This is a genomic window from Streptomyces sp. NPDC016562 (assembly GCF_043076955.1).
Taxonomy (GTDB): Bacteria; Actinomycetota; Actinomycetes; order Streptomycetales; family Streptomycetaceae; genus Streptomyces.
Genome location: NZ_JBIBRZ010000008.1, coordinates 103,642 through 118,120 on the forward strand (window position 1 = coordinate 103,642; position 14,479 = coordinate 118,120).

Annotated in this window: 24 protein-coding genes and 1 pseudogene; all 25 read right to left on the bottom strand. The window is 66.2% G+C overall.

Going from position 1 to position 14,479, the window contains the following annotated elements:
- Positions 1 to 51 precede the first annotated feature (51 nt).
- Positions 52 to 699, bottom strand: coding sequence for an adenylate kinase (locus ACF059_RS27670; RefSeq protein ID WP_392062136.1), 648 nt, complete (start codon positions 697 to 699; stop codon positions 52 to 54).
- Positions 699 to 2,012 (bottom strand): preprotein translocase subunit SecY, encoded by a 1,314-nt coding sequence (secY, locus tag ACF059_RS27675; protein ID WP_392062139.1) that lies wholly within the window; start codon positions 2,010 to 2,012, stop codon positions 699 to 701. Before secY ends, ACF059_RS27670 begins: the two co-directional genes overlap by 1 nt.
- Positions 2,013 to 2,199: 187 nt before the next feature.
- Entirely contained in the window at positions 2,200 to 2,655 is a 456-nt protein-coding gene (gene rplO, locus ACF059_RS27680) for a 50S ribosomal protein L15 (RefSeq protein ID WP_008739693.1), read from the bottom strand.
- 1 nt (position 2,656) lies between these two features.
- Complete coding sequence (gene rpmD / locus ACF059_RS27685) at positions 2,657 to 2,839, bottom strand: 50S ribosomal protein L30 (protein WP_053682614.1); 183 nt, start codon at positions 2,837 to 2,839, stop codon at positions 2,657 to 2,659.
- Positions 2,839 to 3,441, bottom strand: a complete 603-nt coding sequence (gene rpsE, locus ACF059_RS27690; protein WP_319725421.1) for a 30S ribosomal protein S5 — start codon at positions 3,439 to 3,441, stop codon at positions 2,839 to 2,841. The genes rpmD and rpsE overlap by 1 nt, the downstream gene beginning before the upstream one ends.
- Positions 3,442 to 3,486: 45 nt before the next feature.
- Positions 3,487 to 3,870, bottom strand: a complete 384-nt coding sequence (rplR, locus tag ACF059_RS27695) for a 50S ribosomal protein L18 (RefSeq protein ID WP_030008471.1) — start codon at positions 3,868 to 3,870, stop codon at positions 3,487 to 3,489.
- Between the two features lie 2 nt (positions 3,871 to 3,872).
- The gene (rplF, locus tag ACF059_RS27700) at positions 3,873 to 4,412 is read right to left on the bottom strand and encodes a 50S ribosomal protein L6 (protein ID WP_189733357.1); all 540 of its coding nucleotides are present in this window, start codon (positions 4,410 to 4,412) and stop codon (positions 3,873 to 3,875) included.
- 20 nt (positions 4,413 to 4,432) lie between these two features.
- Complete coding sequence (rpsH, locus tag ACF059_RS27705) at positions 4,433 to 4,831, bottom strand: 30S ribosomal protein S8 (RefSeq protein ID WP_007265911.1); 399 nt, start codon at positions 4,829 to 4,831, stop codon at positions 4,433 to 4,435.
- 223 nt (positions 4,832 to 5,054) lie between these two features.
- The gene (locus ACF059_RS27710) at positions 5,055 to 5,240 is read right to left on the bottom strand and encodes a type Z 30S ribosomal protein S14 (RefSeq protein WP_003956452.1); all 186 of its coding nucleotides are present in this window, start codon (positions 5,238 to 5,240) and stop codon (positions 5,055 to 5,057) included.
- 5 nt (positions 5,241 to 5,245) lie between these two features.
- Positions 5,246 to 5,797, bottom strand: a complete 552-nt coding sequence (gene rplE, locus ACF059_RS27715) for a 50S ribosomal protein L5 (protein ID WP_030388859.1) — start codon at positions 5,795 to 5,797, stop codon at positions 5,246 to 5,248.
- Positions 5,797 to 6,120 (bottom strand): 50S ribosomal protein L24, encoded by a 324-nt coding sequence (gene rplX, locus ACF059_RS27720; RefSeq protein WP_073912889.1) that lies wholly within the window; start codon positions 6,118 to 6,120, stop codon positions 5,797 to 5,799. Before rplX ends, rplE begins: the two co-directional genes overlap by 1 nt.
- Before the next feature lie 2 nt (positions 6,121 to 6,122).
- A complete protein-coding gene (gene rplN, locus ACF059_RS27725) occupies positions 6,123 to 6,491 on the bottom strand; it encodes a 50S ribosomal protein L14 (RefSeq protein WP_008739701.1) in 369 nt (122 codons plus the stop codon).
- 105 nt (positions 6,492 to 6,596) lie between these two features.
- On the bottom strand, positions 6,597 to 6,878 hold the full coding sequence (gene rpsQ, locus ACF059_RS27730; protein ID WP_030008467.1) for a 30S ribosomal protein S17: 282 nt from the start codon (positions 6,876 to 6,878) through the stop codon (positions 6,597 to 6,599).
- A complete protein-coding gene (rpmC, locus tag ACF059_RS27735; protein WP_008739703.1) occupies positions 6,878 to 7,102 on the bottom strand; it encodes a 50S ribosomal protein L29 in 225 nt (74 codons plus the stop codon). Before rpmC ends, rpsQ begins: the two co-directional genes overlap by 1 nt.
- On the bottom strand, positions 7,102 to 7,521 hold the full coding sequence (gene rplP, locus ACF059_RS27740; protein ID WP_008739704.1) for a 50S ribosomal protein L16: 420 nt from the start codon (positions 7,519 to 7,521) through the stop codon (positions 7,102 to 7,104). Before rplP ends, rpmC begins: the two co-directional genes overlap by 1 nt.
- Before the next feature lie 5 nt (positions 7,522 to 7,526).
- Positions 7,527 to 8,369, bottom strand: coding sequence for a 30S ribosomal protein S3 (gene rpsC / locus ACF059_RS27745; RefSeq protein ID WP_008739710.1), 843 nt, complete (start codon positions 8,367 to 8,369; stop codon positions 7,527 to 7,529).
- A complete protein-coding gene (gene rplV / locus ACF059_RS27750) occupies positions 8,369 to 8,716 on the bottom strand; it encodes a 50S ribosomal protein L22 (RefSeq protein WP_136213228.1) in 348 nt (115 codons plus the stop codon). The genes rpsC and rplV overlap by 1 nt, the downstream gene beginning before the upstream one ends.
- Before the next feature lie 43 nt (positions 8,717 to 8,759).
- Complete coding sequence (rpsS, locus tag ACF059_RS27755; protein ID WP_008739713.1) at positions 8,760 to 9,041, bottom strand: 30S ribosomal protein S19; 282 nt, start codon at positions 9,039 to 9,041, stop codon at positions 8,760 to 8,762.
- Positions 9,042 to 9,053: 12 nt separating this feature from the next.
- Positions 9,054 to 9,890, bottom strand: a complete 837-nt coding sequence (gene rplB, locus ACF059_RS27760; protein ID WP_008739715.1) for a 50S ribosomal protein L2 — start codon at positions 9,888 to 9,890, stop codon at positions 9,054 to 9,056.
- 39 nt (positions 9,891 to 9,929) lie between these two features.
- Entirely contained in the window at positions 9,930 to 10,253 is a 324-nt protein-coding gene (gene rplW, locus ACF059_RS27765) for a 50S ribosomal protein L23 (protein ID WP_007265901.1), read from the bottom strand.
- Positions 10,253 to 10,903 (bottom strand): 50S ribosomal protein L4, encoded by a 651-nt coding sequence (gene rplD, locus ACF059_RS27770; RefSeq protein ID WP_030008466.1) that lies wholly within the window; start codon positions 10,901 to 10,903, stop codon positions 10,253 to 10,255. Before rplD ends, rplW begins: the two co-directional genes overlap by 1 nt.
- 4 nt (positions 10,904 to 10,907) lie before the next feature.
- Complete coding sequence (gene rplC / locus ACF059_RS27775) at positions 10,908 to 11,552, bottom strand: 50S ribosomal protein L3 (RefSeq protein ID WP_007265899.1); 645 nt, start codon at positions 11,550 to 11,552, stop codon at positions 10,908 to 10,910.
- A gap of 14 nt (positions 11,553 to 11,566) precedes the next feature.
- Entirely contained in the window at positions 11,567 to 11,875 is a 309-nt protein-coding gene (gene rpsJ / locus ACF059_RS27780) for a 30S ribosomal protein S10 (RefSeq protein WP_003948644.1), read from the bottom strand.
- 468 nt (positions 11,876 to 12,343) lie between these two features.
- Positions 12,344 to 13,450: a hypothetical protein gene (locus tag ACF059_RS27785; protein WP_392062154.1), complete on the bottom strand. Its 1,107-nt coding sequence runs from the start codon at positions 13,448 to 13,450 to the stop codon at positions 12,344 to 12,346.
- A gap of 140 nt (positions 13,451 to 13,590) precedes the next feature.
- A pseudogene (locus ACF059_RS27790) lies at positions 13,591 to 14,479 on the bottom strand (hypothetical protein); the annotation flags it as partial.

Here is a 14,479-nt window from a genome sequence, read left to right on the forward strand (position 1 = left end):
GGCCGCGGTGCCCTGGGGACACCGCGGCCGTACCTTGCACAACAGGGGGCACTACTTCTTGAGGGCGTCCATCGCACGCTTGGTGACGTCCTTGACCTCGCCGAGGGCGGGGATGGTCACCAGCAGGCCCTGGGCCTTGTAGTAGTCGATGATCGGCTCGGTCTGCGTGTGGTAGACCTCCAGCCGGTTGCGGACCGTCGCCTCGGAGTCGTCGCCGCGCTGGTACAGCTCGCCGCCGCAGGTGTCGCAAACGCCCTCGGCCTTCGGCGGGGCGTACGTCACGTGGAAGACGTGCGCGGAGTCGTTGCGGCAGATCCGGCGGCCGGCGATCCGCTTGACGACCTCGTCCTCCTCGACCTCCAGGTCGAGGACGGCGTCGAGCTTCATGCCCTCCGCCTGGAGCATCACGTCGAGCGCCTCGGCCTGCGAGACGTTGCGCGGGAAGCCGTCGAGCAGGAAGCCGCCCACGGCGTCGGGCTGCTCCATCCGGTCCTTGGCCATGCCGATGGTCACCTCGTCGGGGACCAGGTCGCCGGCGTCCATGTACGCCTTCGCCTGCTTGCCCAGCTCGGTGCCCTGGCTGATGTTGGCCCGGAACAGGTCGCCCGTGGAGATGTGCGGGATCGACAGGTTCTTGGCAAGGAACGCCGCCTGCGTTCCCTTGCCCGCACCGGGCGGTCCGACGAGGACGATACGCATCAGCGGAGGAACCCTTCGTAATTACGCTGCTGGAGCTGGCTCTCGATCTGCTTCACGGTTTCCAGACCCACACCCACGATGATCAGGATGCTCGTCCCGCCGAACGGGAAGTTCTGGTTCGCTCCGAAGCCCGCCAACGCCATCGTCGGCACAAGAGCGATGAGACCCAGGTACAGCGACCCCGGCCAGGTGATCCGGTTGAGTACGTAGCTGAGGTACTCGGCGGTGGGCCGACCGGCGCGGATGCCCGGGATGAACCCACCATACTTCTTCATGTTGTCTGCAACTTCCTCGGGGTTGAACGAGATCGCCACGTAGAAGAACGCGAAGAAGACGATCAGGAGGAAGTAGGTCGCGATGTAGTACGGGTGGTCGCCCTTGACGAAGTGCTTCTGGATCCAGGTGGCCCAGCCGGCGGTGGAACCGCTGAACTGTACGACCAGCGCCGGGATGTAGAGCAGCGACGAGGCGAAGATGACGGGGATGATGCCCGCCTGGTTCACCTTGAGCGGGATGTAGGTCGAGGTACCGCCGTAGGCACGGCGGCCGATCATGCGCTTCGCGTACTGGACCGGGATCCGGCGCTGCGCCTGCTCGACGAAGACCACCAGGCACACCATCGCGAGGCCGACCAGGATGACGACGCCGAACTCGACCCAGCCGTCGGCGATCTTGCCCTGGAGCTTGATCTGCCACATGGCGCCGATGAAGCCGGCGGCGATCGAGATGAACATGAGGATCGACATGCCGTTGCCGATGCCGCGGTCGGTGACGAGCTCACCGAGCCACATGACGACGCAGGTACCAGCGGTCATGGTGATCACCATGACGACCGTGGTGAAGATCGACCGGTCGGGGACGATCTGGCTGGCGACCTGGCAACCCTGGAACAGGGCGCCGGTGCGGGCGGTGGCGACGAGGCCGGTGCCCTGCAGGATCGCGAGCGCGACCGTCAGATAGCGCGTGTACTGAGTGATCTTCGCCGTGCCGGACTGGCCCTCTTTTTTGAGGGTCTCCAGCTTCGGGATGACCACGGTCAGCAGCTGCAGAATGATGCTCGCCGTGATGTACGGCATGATGCCGAGCGCGAAGATCGTGATCTGCAGCAGCGCACCGCCGCTGAACATGTTGACGAGACCGAACAGCCCGTTGCTGCTGCCTGCCTGGTCGACACAGATCTGAACGTTCTTGTAGCTCACGCCGGGGACGGGGATGTGGGACCCGAGCCGGAACAGCACGATGATGCCGAGCGTGAAAAGCAGCTTCTTGCGCAGGTCGGGCGTCTTGAACGCCCGGGCGAACGCGGTGAGCACGGTGCCTCCTGCGACCCCCGCGCTACTGCGTCAAGGGTGACGGTCTGAGGGATCGACGTATACGACAAAGCAAAGGTGCACGCCACCTTACCGGCGAGTGTGCCTTCCGTGGAACGACCAACCGGGGATGCCCCATATGTGAGGCATCCCCGGTCGGGTTTCGAGCTATTTAGTCACTTGATCCGTCTTAGACGAGTTCGGTGACAGTGCCGCCGGCAGCGGCGATCTTTTCCTTGGCGGAAGCGGAGACGGCGTCAACCGAAACCTGCAGCGCCACGGAGAGCTCGCCCTGGCCCAGGACCTTGACGAGGCTGTTCTTGCGAACCGCGCCCTTGGCGACCAGGTCGGCCACCGTGACCTCTCCACCCTCGGGGTAGAGAGCGCCGAGCTTGTCCAGGTTCACGACCTGGAACTCGGTGCGGAACGGGTTCTTGAAGCCCTTGAGCTTCGGCAGACGCATGTGGAGGGGCATCTGCCCGCCCTCGAAGCGCTGCGGGATCTGGTAGCGGGCCTTCTGGCCCTTCGTACCACGACCGGCCGTCTTACCCTTCGACGCCTCACCACGACCGACACGGGTCTTCGCGGTCTTGGCACCGGGGGCGGGACGGAGGTTGTGGGCCTTCAGCGGGCTGTTCTCAGCCATGTTAGTCAACCTCCTCAACCGTCACGAGGTGGCGGACGGTCTGCACCATTCCGCGGAACTCGGGGCGGTCCTCCTTGACGACCACGTCGTTCAGGCGCTTGAGCCCGAGCGAACGCAGCGTGTCGCGGTGGTTCTGCTTGCTGCCGATGTACGACTTCGTCTGCGTGATCTTGAGGCGAGCCATTACGCACCCGCCCCAGCACGTGCACGAAGCAGAGCCGCGGGGGCGACGTCCTCGAGGGGCAGACCACGGCGAGCCGCGATCTCCTCGGGACGCTGCAGGCCCTGGAGGGCCGCCACGGTCGCGTGCACGATGTTGATCGCGTTGGAAGAGCCGAGCGACTTCGACAGGATGTCGTGAACGCCGGCGCACTCCAGCACGGCACGCACCGGACCACCGGCGATAACGCCGGTACCCGGGGAAGCCGGCTTCAGCATGACGACGCCCGCCGCCTTCTCGCCCTGGATCGGGTGAGGGATGGTGCCCTGGATGCGCGGAACCTTGAAGAAGTTCTTCTTGGCTTCCTCGACACCCTTGGCGATGGCCGCGGGAACTTCCTTGGCCTTGCCGTAACCGACACCTACCGTGCCGTCACCGTCGCCCACCACGACCAGCGCGGTGAAGCTGAAGCGGCGACCACCCTTGACAACCTTGGCGACGCGGTTGATCGCGACAACGCGCTCAACGTAAGCGGTCTTCTCGGCGGCAGGGCCACCGTCGCGACCCTTCCGGTCCCGCCGCTCGCCGCCACCGGCACCGCTTCCGCGGCGCTGGGGTCCAGCCATTGGATTACCTCTCTCTGTTACGTCCGTGAGTCCCGGAACCGGGGCTTAGAACTTCAGCCCGGCTTCGCGGGCGGCGTCAGCCAGAGCGGCAATGCGCCCGGCGTATCGGTTGCCACCGCGGTCGAACACGACGGTCTCGACACCCGCAGCCTTGGCACGCTCGGCGACGAGCGCGCCGACAGCCTGGGCCTGCGAGCTCTTGTCGCCTTCGCCACCGCGGATCGAAGCGTCCAGGGTCGACGCGGACGCCAGGGTGTGACCCTGGAGGTCGTCGATGACCTGAGCAACGATGTTGCGGTTGGAACGCGTCACGACGAGGCGCGGACGCTCCGCCGTACCCGAGACGTTCTTGCGGATGCGGATGTGGCGGCGAGCCTTGGCAGCGCGCTTGTACGCGTCGCCCTTGGCGATCTTCACACCGTATGCCATGGCTACTTACCAGCCTTTCCGACCTTGCGGCGGATGACTTCGCCGGCGTACTTGACACCCTTGGCCTTGTACGGGTCGGGCTTCCGCAGCTTGCGGATGTTGGCGGCGACCTCGCCGACCTTCTGCTTGTCGATGCCCTCGACCGTGAACTTGGTCGGCGACTCGACCTTGAAGGAGATGCCCTCGGGCGCCTCCACCAGGATCGGGTGGCTGTAACCCAGCTGGAACTCCAGGTCGGAGCCCTTCGCCAGGACACGGTAACCGACACCGCTGATCTCGAGAGCCTTGACGTATCCCGTGGTCACACCGGTGATCATGTTCGCCACCAGCGTGCGGGACAGGCCGTGCAGGGCCTTGTTCTGACGCTCGTCGTTCGGGCGGGTGACGTTCAGAACGCCGTCCTCACCCTTCACGACGGCGATGGGAGCCTTGACGGTGTGGGAGAGGGAACCCTTGGGGCCCTTCACCGCGACCGTGCTGCCATCGATGGTGACGTCCACACCGGCGGGAACCTGGATGGGGAGCTTGCCGATTCGCGACATTGCTTTTCCTCCGTTCCCGACTACCAGACGTAGGCGAGGACTTCCCCACCTACGCCCTTCTTGCCTGCCTGCTGGCCGGTGAGGAGACCGTGGGACGTGGAGATGATCGCCACGCCCAGGCCGCCGAGCACCTTGGGCAGGTTGGTGGACTTCGCGTACACGCGCAGACCGGGCTTCGAGATCCGCTTGATGCCCGCAATGGAGCGCTCGCGGTTCGGCCCGAACTTCAGCTCGAGGACGAGGTTCTTGCCGACCTCGGCGTCCTCGACCTTCCAGCCGGTGATGAAACCCTCCTGCTTGAGGATCTCTGCGATGTGCGACTTGATCTTGCTGTGCGGCATCACGACGGTGTCGTGGTACGCCGAGTTGGCGTTACGCAGACGCGTGAGCATGTCTGCGATCGGGTCAGTCATGGTCATGAAGTGGCCTTCGGCCTCTCTCGCCGGGGTTTCCTGTATGCGCCATCCCTCTCCCCACTCAGTGGCGGGACGGGTGCGGTGCGGGGACCTACGGCGTAGTAAGTCGTTATGGACGGCGGACGCCCAACCCCACAAGCCTACGGCATGCGGAGCAGGGCACCCACCGGCCAGATGCTTACCGAGAGTCTCTGGAACTTCCCAAGTCCTTACGGACGGAAGGGAATTACCAGGAGCTCTTGGTCACGCCCGGCAGCTCGCCACGGTGAGCCATCTCACGAAGGCACACGCGGCACAGGCCGAACTTGCGGTACACGGAGTGGGGGCGACCGCAGCGCTGGCAGCGGGTGTACGCACGCACACCGAACTTGGGCTTACGGGCAGCCTTCGCGATGAGAGCCTTCTTCGCCATCTCGCTTACGCCTCCTTGAAGGGGAAGCCGAGGTGACGAAGGAGGGCACGGCCCTCGTCGTCGTTGGTCGCCGTGGTGACCACGGTGATGTCCATACCCCGGGTACGGTCGATCTTGTCCTGGTCGATCTCGTGGAACATGACCTGCTCCGTGAGACCGAAGGTGTAGTTGCCACGGCCGTCGAACTGCTTCGGCGACAGACCACGGAAGTCACGGATACGCGGCAGCGCGAGCGACAGCGTACGGTCCAGGAACTCCCACATGCGGTCACCACGGAGGGTGACGTGGCAGCCGATCGGCTGACCCTCGCGCAGCTTGAACTGCGCGATGGACTTCCGGGCCTTCGTGACGGCCGGCTTCTGACCGGTGATCGTCGTCAGGTCCTTGATGGCGCCGTCGATCAGCTTGGAGTCGCGGGCGGCGTCGCCCACACCCATGTTGACCACGATCTTCACGAGACCGGGGATCTGCATGACGTTCTCGTAGGAGAACTCCTCACGCAGCTTGCCCGCGATGTCCTCGCGGTACTTCGTCTTGAGACGCGGAGTGGTAGCCATCAGATGTCCTCACCCGTCCGCTTGGCAACGCGGATCTTGTTGCCCTCGTCGTCGAAGCGGAAACCGACGCGGGTAACGACCTTCTGGCCGTCCTTCTCCACAACCAGCTGAACGTTGCTGACGTGGATCGGCGCCTCGGTGATCACAATGCCACCGGTCTGCGAGCCACCAGCGGTCTGGCCGGCCTTGGTGTGCTTCTTGACCCGGTTGACACCCTCGACGAGGACGCGGTTCTCAGCGGGGAAGGCAACGATGACCTTGCCCTGCTTGCCCTTGTCCTTACCGGTGATGACCTGAACCAGGTCGCCCTTCTTGATCTTCATGCTTACAGCACCTCCGGCGCGAGCGAGATGATCTTCATGAACTTCTTCTCGCGCAGCTCACGGCCCACCGGGCCGAAGATACGGGTGCCGCGAGGGTCGCCGTCGTTCTTGAGAATGACGGCGGCGTTCTCGTCAAAGCGGATGTACGAGCCGTCCTGGCGGCGGCGCTCCTTGACGGTGCGAACGATGACCGCCTTGACGACGTCACCCTTCTTCACGTTGCCACCGGGGATCGCATCCTTGACGGTGGCGACGATGACGTCACCGATGCCCGCGTAGCGGCGACCGGAACCACCGAGAACACGGATGCAAAGGATCTCCTTTGCACCAGTGTTGTCGGCGATACGCAGTCGCGACTCCTGCTGGATCACGTGTATCTCCTGTTTGTCTGCCGGTTCCCGGCGGGGGCTTCACTCCGAGGAGCTGGGCCCCCACCGAGCCTGGCGGAACGAACCTAAGGGAAACCCCTCAGGTGCTTACTTGGCCTTCTCGAGGATCTCGACGATGCGCCAGCGCTTGCTCGCCGACAGCGGACGCGTCTCCATGATGAGGACGCGGTCGCCGACGCCGGCAGCGTTCTGCTCGTCGTGCGCCTTGAGCTTGTTCGTACGGCGGATGACCTTGCCGTACAGGGCGTGCTTGACGCGGTCCTCGACGGCGACGACGACGGTCTTGTCCATCTTGTCGCTGACGACCAGACCCTCACGGGTCTTGCGGAAGCCGCGCTCGGTCTTCTCAGTCACGTTGTTCTCGCTCATCAGGCGCTCTCCACCGTCTCGATACCGAGCTCACGCTCGTGCATCAGGGTGTAGATGCGAGCGATGTCCTTACGGACGGACTTGAGCCGGCCGTTGTTCTCCAGCTGACCCGTGGCCGCCTGGAAGCGGAGCTTGAACAGCTCCTCCTTGGCCTCGCGCAGCTTGCCAACGAGCTCCTCGTTGCCGAGCTCACGCAGCTCGGACGCCTTGGTTCCCGTCGCCATCACGACTCACCTGCCTCGCGCCGAACAATCCGGCACTTCATCGGAAGCTTGTGAGCAGCGCGGGTGAGCGCCTCACGAGCAATCTTCTCGTTCGGGTAGGACAGCTCGAACATGACCCGACCCGGGTGCACGTTGGCGATCCACCACTCGGGAGAACCCTTACCGGAACCCATGCGGGTCTCGGCAGGCTTCTTCGTCAGCGGGCGGTCCGGGTAGATGTTGATCCAGACCTTGCCGCCACGCTTGATGTGGCGGGTCATCGCAATACGAGCCGCCTCGATCTGGCGGTTCGTCACGTACGCCGGGGTCAGCGCCTGGATGCCGTACTCGCCGAACGTGACCTCAGTACCGCCCTTCGCCATACCACTGCGCTTGGGGTGGTGCTGCTTGCGGTGCTTGACCCTACGAGGGATCAGCATGTCGGTCAGGCCTCCGTTCCGGTGCTCTCAGCCGGAGCGGCGGCGGGAGCGTCGGCCTTGGGGGCCTCGGCACCAGCAGCCTGCTGCGGCTTGCGGCCACCACGGCCGCCGCGCTCGCCACCACGGCCACCACGGCCGGCGGGACGGTCGCCTGCGCCCTGCGCGCCACGGGCCGGGCGGTTACCCGCACGGGCCGCAGCGTTCTCGGCGCGAACCTCGGCGATGTTCTTGACGTCGCCCTTGTAGATCCAGACCTTCACACCGATACGGCCGAAGGTGGTCTTGGCCTCGAAGAAGCCGTAGTCCACGTTCGCGCGCAGCGTGTGCAGCGGCACACGACCCTCGCGGTAGAACTCGGAGCGGGACATCTCGGCGCCGCCGAGACGACCGCCACACTGGATCTTGATGCCCTTGGCGCCGGCCTTCATCGTGCCCTGCATGCTCTTACGCATGGCGCGACGGAAGGAGACGCGGGAGGAGAGCTGCTCGGCGACGGCCTGGGCGACCAGCTGAGCGTCAAGCTCGGGGTTCTTGACCTCGAGGATGTTCAGCTGGACCTGCTTGCCCGTGAGCTTCTCGAGGTCACCGCGGATGCGGTCGGCCTCGGCGCCACGGCGGCCGATGACGATGCCCGGACGAGCGGTGTGGATGTCCACACGCACGCGGTCACGGGTGCGCTCGATCTCAACCTTCGAGATGCCGGCGCGCTCCATGCCGGACGTCATCATCCGACGGATGGCGACGTCTTCCTTGACGTAGTCCTTGTACAGCTTGTCGGCGTACCAACGCGACTTGAAGTCGGTGGTGATGCCGAGCCGGAACCCGTGCGGGTTTACCTTCTGGCCCATTACCGGGAACCTTCCTTGCTGCTGACGACCACGGTGATGTGGCTGGTCCGCTTGCGGATCCGGTAGGCACGGCCCTGCGCACGCGGACGGAACCGCTTCAGGGTCGGGCCCTCGTCCACGAACGCCTCGCTGATGAACAGCGAAGAAGCGTCCGGGTGGTTGTAGTTGTGTGCGGCGTTGGCGATGGCGCTGTCAAGCACCTTGCCAACCGGCACGCTCGCGGCCTGCGGGGCGAAACGCAGGACCGCCTGAGCCTCCGTGGCATCCATGCCACGGATAAGGTCCACCACTCGGCGGGCCTTCATGGGCGTGACGCGGATGTACCGCGCCTGGGCCCTGGCTTCCATGGTTGTCCCTTCGGTGTAAGTCATAGTCGTAACCACCCCGCCTTTAGCGGCGCTTCGACTTCCGGTCGTCCTTGACGTGGCCGCGGAAGGTGCGAGTCGGCGAGAACTCGCCGAGCTTGTGGCCGACCATCGACTCGGTGACGAACACCGGGACGTGGGTCTTGCCGTTGTGCACCGCGATGGTGTGACCCAGCATGCTGGGGATGATCATCGAGCGACGGGACCAGGTCTTGATGACGTTCTTGGTGCCGGCTTCGTTCTGGACGTCCACCTTCTTTACGAGGTGGTCGTCGACGAAGGGCCCCTTCTTGAGACTGCGCGGCATCTAAACCCGCTCCTAGCGCTTCTTGTTCGTCTTGCGGCGGCGGACGATGTACTTGCTCGAAGCCTTCTTCGGCGAGCGAGTACGACCCTCCTTCTGACCCCACGGGGAGACCGGGTGGCGACCACCACTGGTCTTGCCCTCACCACCACCGTGCGGGTGGTCAACCGGGTTCATCGCGACACCGCGGACGGACGGGCGAACGCCCTTCCAGCGCATGCGGCCGGCCTTGCCCCAGTTGATGTTCGACTGCTCGGCGTTGCCGACCTCGCCGACCGTGGCGCGGCAGCGCGCGTCGACGAGACGGATCTCACCGGACGGCATGCGGAGGTGGGCCATGGTGCCCTCCTTCGCCAGCAGCTGCACGGAGGCACCAGCGGAGCGGGCGAACTTCGCGCCGCCACCGGGACGGAGCTCGATCGCGTGGATCGTGGTACCGACCGGGATGTTGCGGAGCGCGAGGTTGTTGCCGGGCTTGATGTCGGCCGTCGGGCCGTTCTCAATCCGGTCACCCTGCTTGAGTGCCTTCGGCGCGATGATGTAGCGCTTCTCGCCGTCGGCGTAGTGCAGCAGCGCGATGCGCGCGGTGCGGTTGGGGTCGTACTCGATGTGCGCGACCTTGGCCGGCACGCCGTCCTTGTCGTGACGACGGAAGTCGATCACGCGGTAGGCGCGCTTGTGTCCACCACCCTGGTGGCGAACGGTGATCCGGCCGGTGTTGTTACGGCCGCCCTTGCTGTGCAGAGGGCGAACCAGCGACTTCTCCGGCGTGGACCGCGTGATCTCGACAAAGTCGGCGACGCTGGAGCCACGACGGCCCGGGGTCGTCGGCTTGTACTTGCGGATACCCATTTCTCAGTCCTCGTCCGATTCCGGACGACTAGACCTCCGTTAGGAGGCCTGGCCGCCGAAGATGTCGATACGGTTGCCCTCGGCAAGGGTCACGATGGCGCGCTTGGTGTTGGCACGCTTGCCGAAACCGGTCTTGGTGCGCTTGCGCTTACCCTGACGGTTGATCGTGTTGACCCCGGTGACCTTGACCGAGAAGACCGCTTCCACGGCCTGCTTGATCTGGGTCTTGTTGGCGCCGGGCGCGACGATGAACGTGTACTTGTTCTCGTCCAGCAGCGCGTAGCTCTTCTCCGAGACAACCGGCTTGATCAGCAGGTCGCGCGGGTCAGTGAAGGTCTTGCTGGTAACGGTCGCCTCAGACATCAGGCGTCGCTCCCTTCGGTCTCATCGGCCTTGGGGCCAGACACGAAGGACTCGAAAGCGGCCTGGGTGAAGACCACGTCGTCAGAGACGATCACGTCGTACGTGTTCAGCTGGCCCGGCTCCAGGATGTGGACCTGGGGCAGGTTGCGGGCGGACAGCCACGCGGCCTCGTCGGCGCGCTCGACGACCAGGAGCAGGTTCTTGCGCTCCGAGATCTTGCCGAACAGCGTCTTGGCGGCCTTCGTGGAGGCGGCACCCTCGACCACGCCGGTGACGACGTGGATGCGGGAGTGACGCGCACGGTCCGAGAGGGCACCGCGGAGGGCGGCGGCCTTCATCTTCTTGGGGGTCCGCTGGGAGTAGTCACGCGGCTGCGGGCCGTGGACGACGCCACCGCCGACGAACTGCGGCGCACGGGTCGAACCCTGGCGCGCGCGGCCGGTGCCCTTCTGGCGGTACGGCTTGCGGCCACCACCACGGACTTCGCCGCGACGCTTGGTCTTGTGCGTGCCCTGACGGGCAGCAGCCAGCTGAGCGACAACGACCTGGTGGATCAGCGGAACGCTGGTCTTCGCGTCGAAGATCTCCGCGGGGAGCTCGACGGTACCGGCCTTGTCGCCTGCCGGCGAAAGGATGTCAATGGTGCTCATTACCTCAAGCCCCCTTGGCCGCGGTACGGACCAGGACGAGGCCGCCGTTCGGACCGGGGACCGCACCCTTGATGAGGAGCAGACCCTTCTCCGCGTCAACCGCGTGGATGGTCAGGTTCTGGGTGGTGACGCGCTCGTTGCCCATACGACCAGCCATGCGCATGCCCTTGAAGACACGCCCAGGGGTGGCGCAGCCACCGATCGAACCGGGGGAGCGGTGCTTGCGCTGCACACCGTGACCGGCGCCGAGGCCCCGGAAGTTGTGCCGCTTCATGACACCGGCGAAGCCCTTGCCCTTGCTGTTGCCCGTGACGTCAACCTTGACGCCGGACTCGAACACCTCAGCAGTGATCTCCTGGCCGAGCGTGTACTCGCTGGCGTCGGAGGTGCGGAGCTCCACCAGGTGGCGGCGGGGGGTCACGTCGGCCTTGGCGAAGTGGCCCTTGAGGGGCTTGTTCACCTTGCGCGGGTCGATCTCGCCGAAGGCGATCTGGACCGACTCGTAGCCGTCGATGTCGTTCGTACGGACCTGGGTAACGACGCAGGGTCCGGCCTTGACCACGGTCACCGGGACGACACGGTTGTTCTCGTCCCAGACCTGGGTCATGCCGAGCTTCTCGCCCAGGACGCCCTTGATCTGCTTTGCCATCTTCTCGACGCCTCTCAGAGCTTGATCTCGATGTCAACGCCGGCCGGAAGGTCCAGGCGCATCAGCGAGTCAACGGTCTTGGGGGTCGGGTCGAGGATGTCGATCAGGCGCTTGTGCGTGCGCATCTCGAAGTGCTCGCGCGAGTCCTTGTACTTGTGCGGCGACTTGATGACGCAGTACACGTTCTTCTCAGTGGGCAGCGGCACCGGGCCCGCGACCGACGCACCAGTGCGCGTCACCGTCTCGACGATCTTCTTCGCCGAGGAATCGATGACCTCGTGGTCGTAGGCCTTGAGCCGGATGCGGATCTTCTGTCCCGCCATGGCTACTCCGTAGTCCTGTCTGTATGTGGAAACGCTCTGGCCCTCGGTCGGCTGCGGGACGGATCCCGCCGCTTCCCTCCGACCCACGCGGTCGGGCGTGTCGCACTCCCTCTACAGAAAATTCCCATACGGAAATTCCCTCGTCCAAGGGGGTGCGGTCCCTGAGACCGCGCTTCGGGGGAGAAACACCCACCGAGTGCCTGGTGGGCACCGTGCTGACACTTCCCAGAAGATTCCCGTACGTCCGCCCCCATTGCTGCCCCGAGAGGCAGATTAAGGACGACGAGTACTGTGGGACTCGCTTCCGGTCCTCCCGGCGGGAGGCGCGCAGCATCGGCACTCAGCCGAGCAACTTGAGTAGTCTGCCATACGAGGCACGTACCTGGCTAATCGGGCCGAAGAGAATACCCCGCCACGCTGCGTGGTCAAACTGCACCGCGCCCTTCACCCGGCGGGGATCCTCCCTCCTCAGGTCCGGGTCACCGTCCCGCACCCCTCTCCGCCGAGGTTCCTGCTGCGGTCGTACGGATCCAGGGCGGGCCCGGTGGGCGCCGGACCGGTCGGCGCGTCCGACGGGAAGACCGGGTGCAGGAAGCCGCCGGCCGCCCCGCACTCCACGTTCGACCACTCCGAGGCGTACTCGCGCAGCTGGAGCTTGCCCCGGGTGGACTGCCAGCGCGCCGGGTCCAGCAGGGACAGGGTGACCTGCCGGCGCACGATGGTGCGCTGCACGCTCGTACCGCCCTTGGTCATGGGGTGGACGAAGGTGTAGTCCGCCACCACGAGCAGCTCCCCCGGCTCCCCGGCCTGCGTCCGCATGCTGCCGCGCACCTTGACGACGTTGCCGACCGGCTTGGCCTCGGCCGGGTCGAAGCGGGTGAAGAGGTTCGCCGGGTTGTTCTCCTTGGTCGGCCCCGTCAGGGACTGCTCCAGCCGCTGCGGGACCTCCGGCTGGCGGGGGTCCAGGATCGCCAGCGCCGTGGCGGGCCGCTCGCCGCGCAGGGTCGCCGGGTCGAGGTTGGAGGCGATCAGGAAGTCCCTGGTCTTCGCCAGCGCTTCCGCGACCCGCTCCTGGGACGTCCCGCCCACGGCCGTGGCCTGCGGCAGCTCGATGCCTGCGGCGCCGTCCGCCCACTGGAGGGCCGGGGAGCCGCGGAAGGGCTCCGCCAGGGTCGGCTCGTCCGGGTCCGCCGCCGGCGGCGGCGCGGTGGGGCGTACGGACTCCGCCGGCAGCGGGGCGGCGTTCCCGGCCTCCTGCCGGGCCCCGCTCTGCCCGGTGAGCCGGTCGATCACGAGCTCGGGCCGTACGGCGATCAGCGCCAGCCCGGCGATGGCGACGACGGCCAGGGCCGCCTTGAGCCGCTTGCGGCCCCTGCGCTCCTGCCACGCGGGGCCGGTGCGCCAGCCCGGCGGCTGCTGGCCCTGCGTGGCGCGCAGTCGCTCGGTCACCATCCGCGCCCGGGCCGAGGGCTCCCGCGGCGCCGCGACCGTTCCTGCGGCGGCCTGTTCCTGGAACCGGGCCCACTCCTCGTCGGATATGGCCGGTCTGTGGTCGTCGTTGCTGTCGGTGCCCATGTCCCCACCCTGAGACGTGCCGTGTGTGCTGTGTGCTGTGCCCGCCGCCCTGCGCTGCGCGACGCAGAGGGGCTCCGCACCCCAGGGTGCGGAGCCCCTCGGATCCAAGGTCTCTCGGATCAAGGAAATGCCAGGTCAGATCACTTGCTGAAGTAGCCCGTGATGTCCGCGATCAGATCCACGGTGCCGGCGTTGTTGTAGAAGCTGACCTTCCCGTCGACGACCGGGACGATCACCAGGTTGGGGATCGTCTGGCCGGCGGAGAAGTTCAGGTTCGACGCGCTCGTGCGGGTCGTGCCGCTCGGGAACACCGACACGTAGCTCGACGCCGTCGGGTTGGTCGCCGTCACGTTCAGCACGACCGCCTTGACGCCGGTCTCCGGGATGCCCTCGACGCCCGCCACGGGGAGGGTGACGACCTGGCCGCCGCCGACCTTCGCCTGCGGGACGCCCAGGCCCTCGCGGGTGTCCATCAGGCGCTTGGGGCCGATGTTGGTGTGGGTCGAGCCGAGGGTGCTGTCGGAGAAGTAGCCGGTGATGTCGGCGATCAGGTCGACCGTGCCCGCGTTGTTGTAGAAGCTGACCTTCCCGTCGACGACCGGGACGACCACGAGGTTCGGGATCGTCTGGCCCGCGGAGAAGTTCAGGTTCGACGCGCTCGTGCGGGCGGTGCCGCTCGGGAACACCGACACGTAGCTGGTCGCCGTCGGGTTGGTCGCCGTCACGTTCAGCACGACCGCCTTGACCCCGGTCTCCGGGATCCCGTCGGTGCCGGCCACCGGCAGGGTGATGACGCTGCCGCCGCCGACCTTGGCCTGCGGGACGCCCAGGCCCTCGCGGGTGTCCATCAGGCGCTTGGGGCCGAAGTTGGTGTGCGTGGCGCCCGTACCGCTCGACGTGAAGTAGCCGGTGATGTCGGCGATCAGGTCGACGGTGCCCGCGTTGTTGTAGAAGCTGACCTTCCCGTCGACGACCGGGACGACCACGAGGTTCGGGATCGTCTGGCCCGCGGAGAAGTTCAGGTTCGAC

Coding starts and splice junctions, on each gene's coding strand:
- rpsH (WP_007265911.1), bottom strand. CDS start 4,831: ATGACCATGACTGACCCGATCGCAGACATGCTCACGCGTCTGCGTAAC.
- rpsS (WP_008739713.1), bottom strand. CDS start 9,041: ATGCCGCGCAGTCTCAAGAAGGGGCCCTTCGTCGACGACCACCTCGTA.
- rplD (WP_030008466.1), bottom strand. CDS start 10,903: ATGAGCACCATTGACATCCTTTCGCCGGCAGGCGACAAGGCCGGTACC.
- rpmC (WP_008739703.1), bottom strand. CDS start 7,102: ATGGCGACGGGAACCAAGGCGTCCGAGCTGCGTGAGCTCGGCAACGAG.
- rplV (WP_136213228.1), bottom strand. CDS start 8,716: ATGGAAGCCAGGGCCCAGGCGCGGTACATCCGCGTCACGCCCATGAAG.
- rpsC (WP_008739710.1), bottom strand. CDS start 8,369: ATGGGCCAGAAGGTAAACCCGCACGGGTTCCGGCTCGGCATCACCACC.
- rpsQ (WP_030008467.1), bottom strand. CDS start 6,878: ATGAGCGAGAACAACGTGACTGAGAAGACCGAGCGCGGCTTCCGCAAG.
- rplW (WP_007265901.1), bottom strand. CDS start 10,253: ATGTCTGAGGCGACCGTTACCAGCAAGACCTTCACTGACCCGCGCGAC.
- rplB (WP_008739715.1), bottom strand. CDS start 9,890: ATGGGTATCCGCAAGTACAAGCCGACGACCCCGGGCCGTCGTGGCTCC.
- rplX (WP_073912889.1), bottom strand. CDS start 6,120: ATGAAGATCAAGAAGGGCGACCTGGTTCAGGTCATCACCGGTAAGGAC.
- rplO (WP_008739693.1), bottom strand. CDS start 2,655: ATGGCTGAGAACAGCCCGCTGAAGGCCCACAACCTCCGTCCCGCCCCC.
- rplP (WP_008739704.1), bottom strand. CDS start 7,521: ATGCTGATCCCTCGTAGGGTCAAGCACCGCAAGCAGCACCACCCCAAG.
- rpsJ (WP_003948644.1), bottom strand. CDS start 11,875: ATGGCGGGACAGAAGATCCGCATCCGGCTCAAGGCCTACGACCACGAG.
- rplE (WP_030388859.1), bottom strand. CDS start 5,797: ATGGCTACCACTCCGCGTCTCAAGACGAAGTACCGCGAGGACATCGCG.
- ACF059_RS27785 (WP_392062154.1), bottom strand. CDS start 13,450: ATGGGCACCGACAGCAACGACGACCACAGACCGGCCATATCCGACGAG.
- rplF (WP_189733357.1), bottom strand. CDS start 4,412: ATGTCGCGAATCGGCAAGCTCCCCATCCAGGTTCCCGCCGGTGTGGAC.
- ACF059_RS27670 (WP_392062136.1), bottom strand. CDS start 699: ATGCGTATCGTCCTCGTCGGACCGCCCGGTGCGGGCAAGGGAACGCAG.
- ACF059_RS27710 (WP_003956452.1), bottom strand. CDS start 5,240: ATGGCGAAGAAGGCTCTCATCGCGAAGGCTGCCCGTAAGCCCAAGTTC.
- rpsE (WP_319725421.1), bottom strand. CDS start 3,441: ATGGCTGGACCCCAGCGCCGCGGAAGCGGTGCCGGTGGCGGCGAGCGG.
- rpmD (WP_053682614.1), bottom strand. CDS start 2,839: ATGGCTCGCCTCAAGATCACGCAGACGAAGTCGTACATCGGCAGCAAG.
- rplR (WP_030008471.1), bottom strand. CDS start 3,870: ATGGCATACGGTGTGAAGATCGCCAAGGGCGACGCGTACAAGCGCGCT.
- rplC (WP_007265899.1), bottom strand. CDS start 11,552: ATGGCAAAGCAGATCAAGGGCGTCCTGGGCGAGAAGCTCGGCATGACC.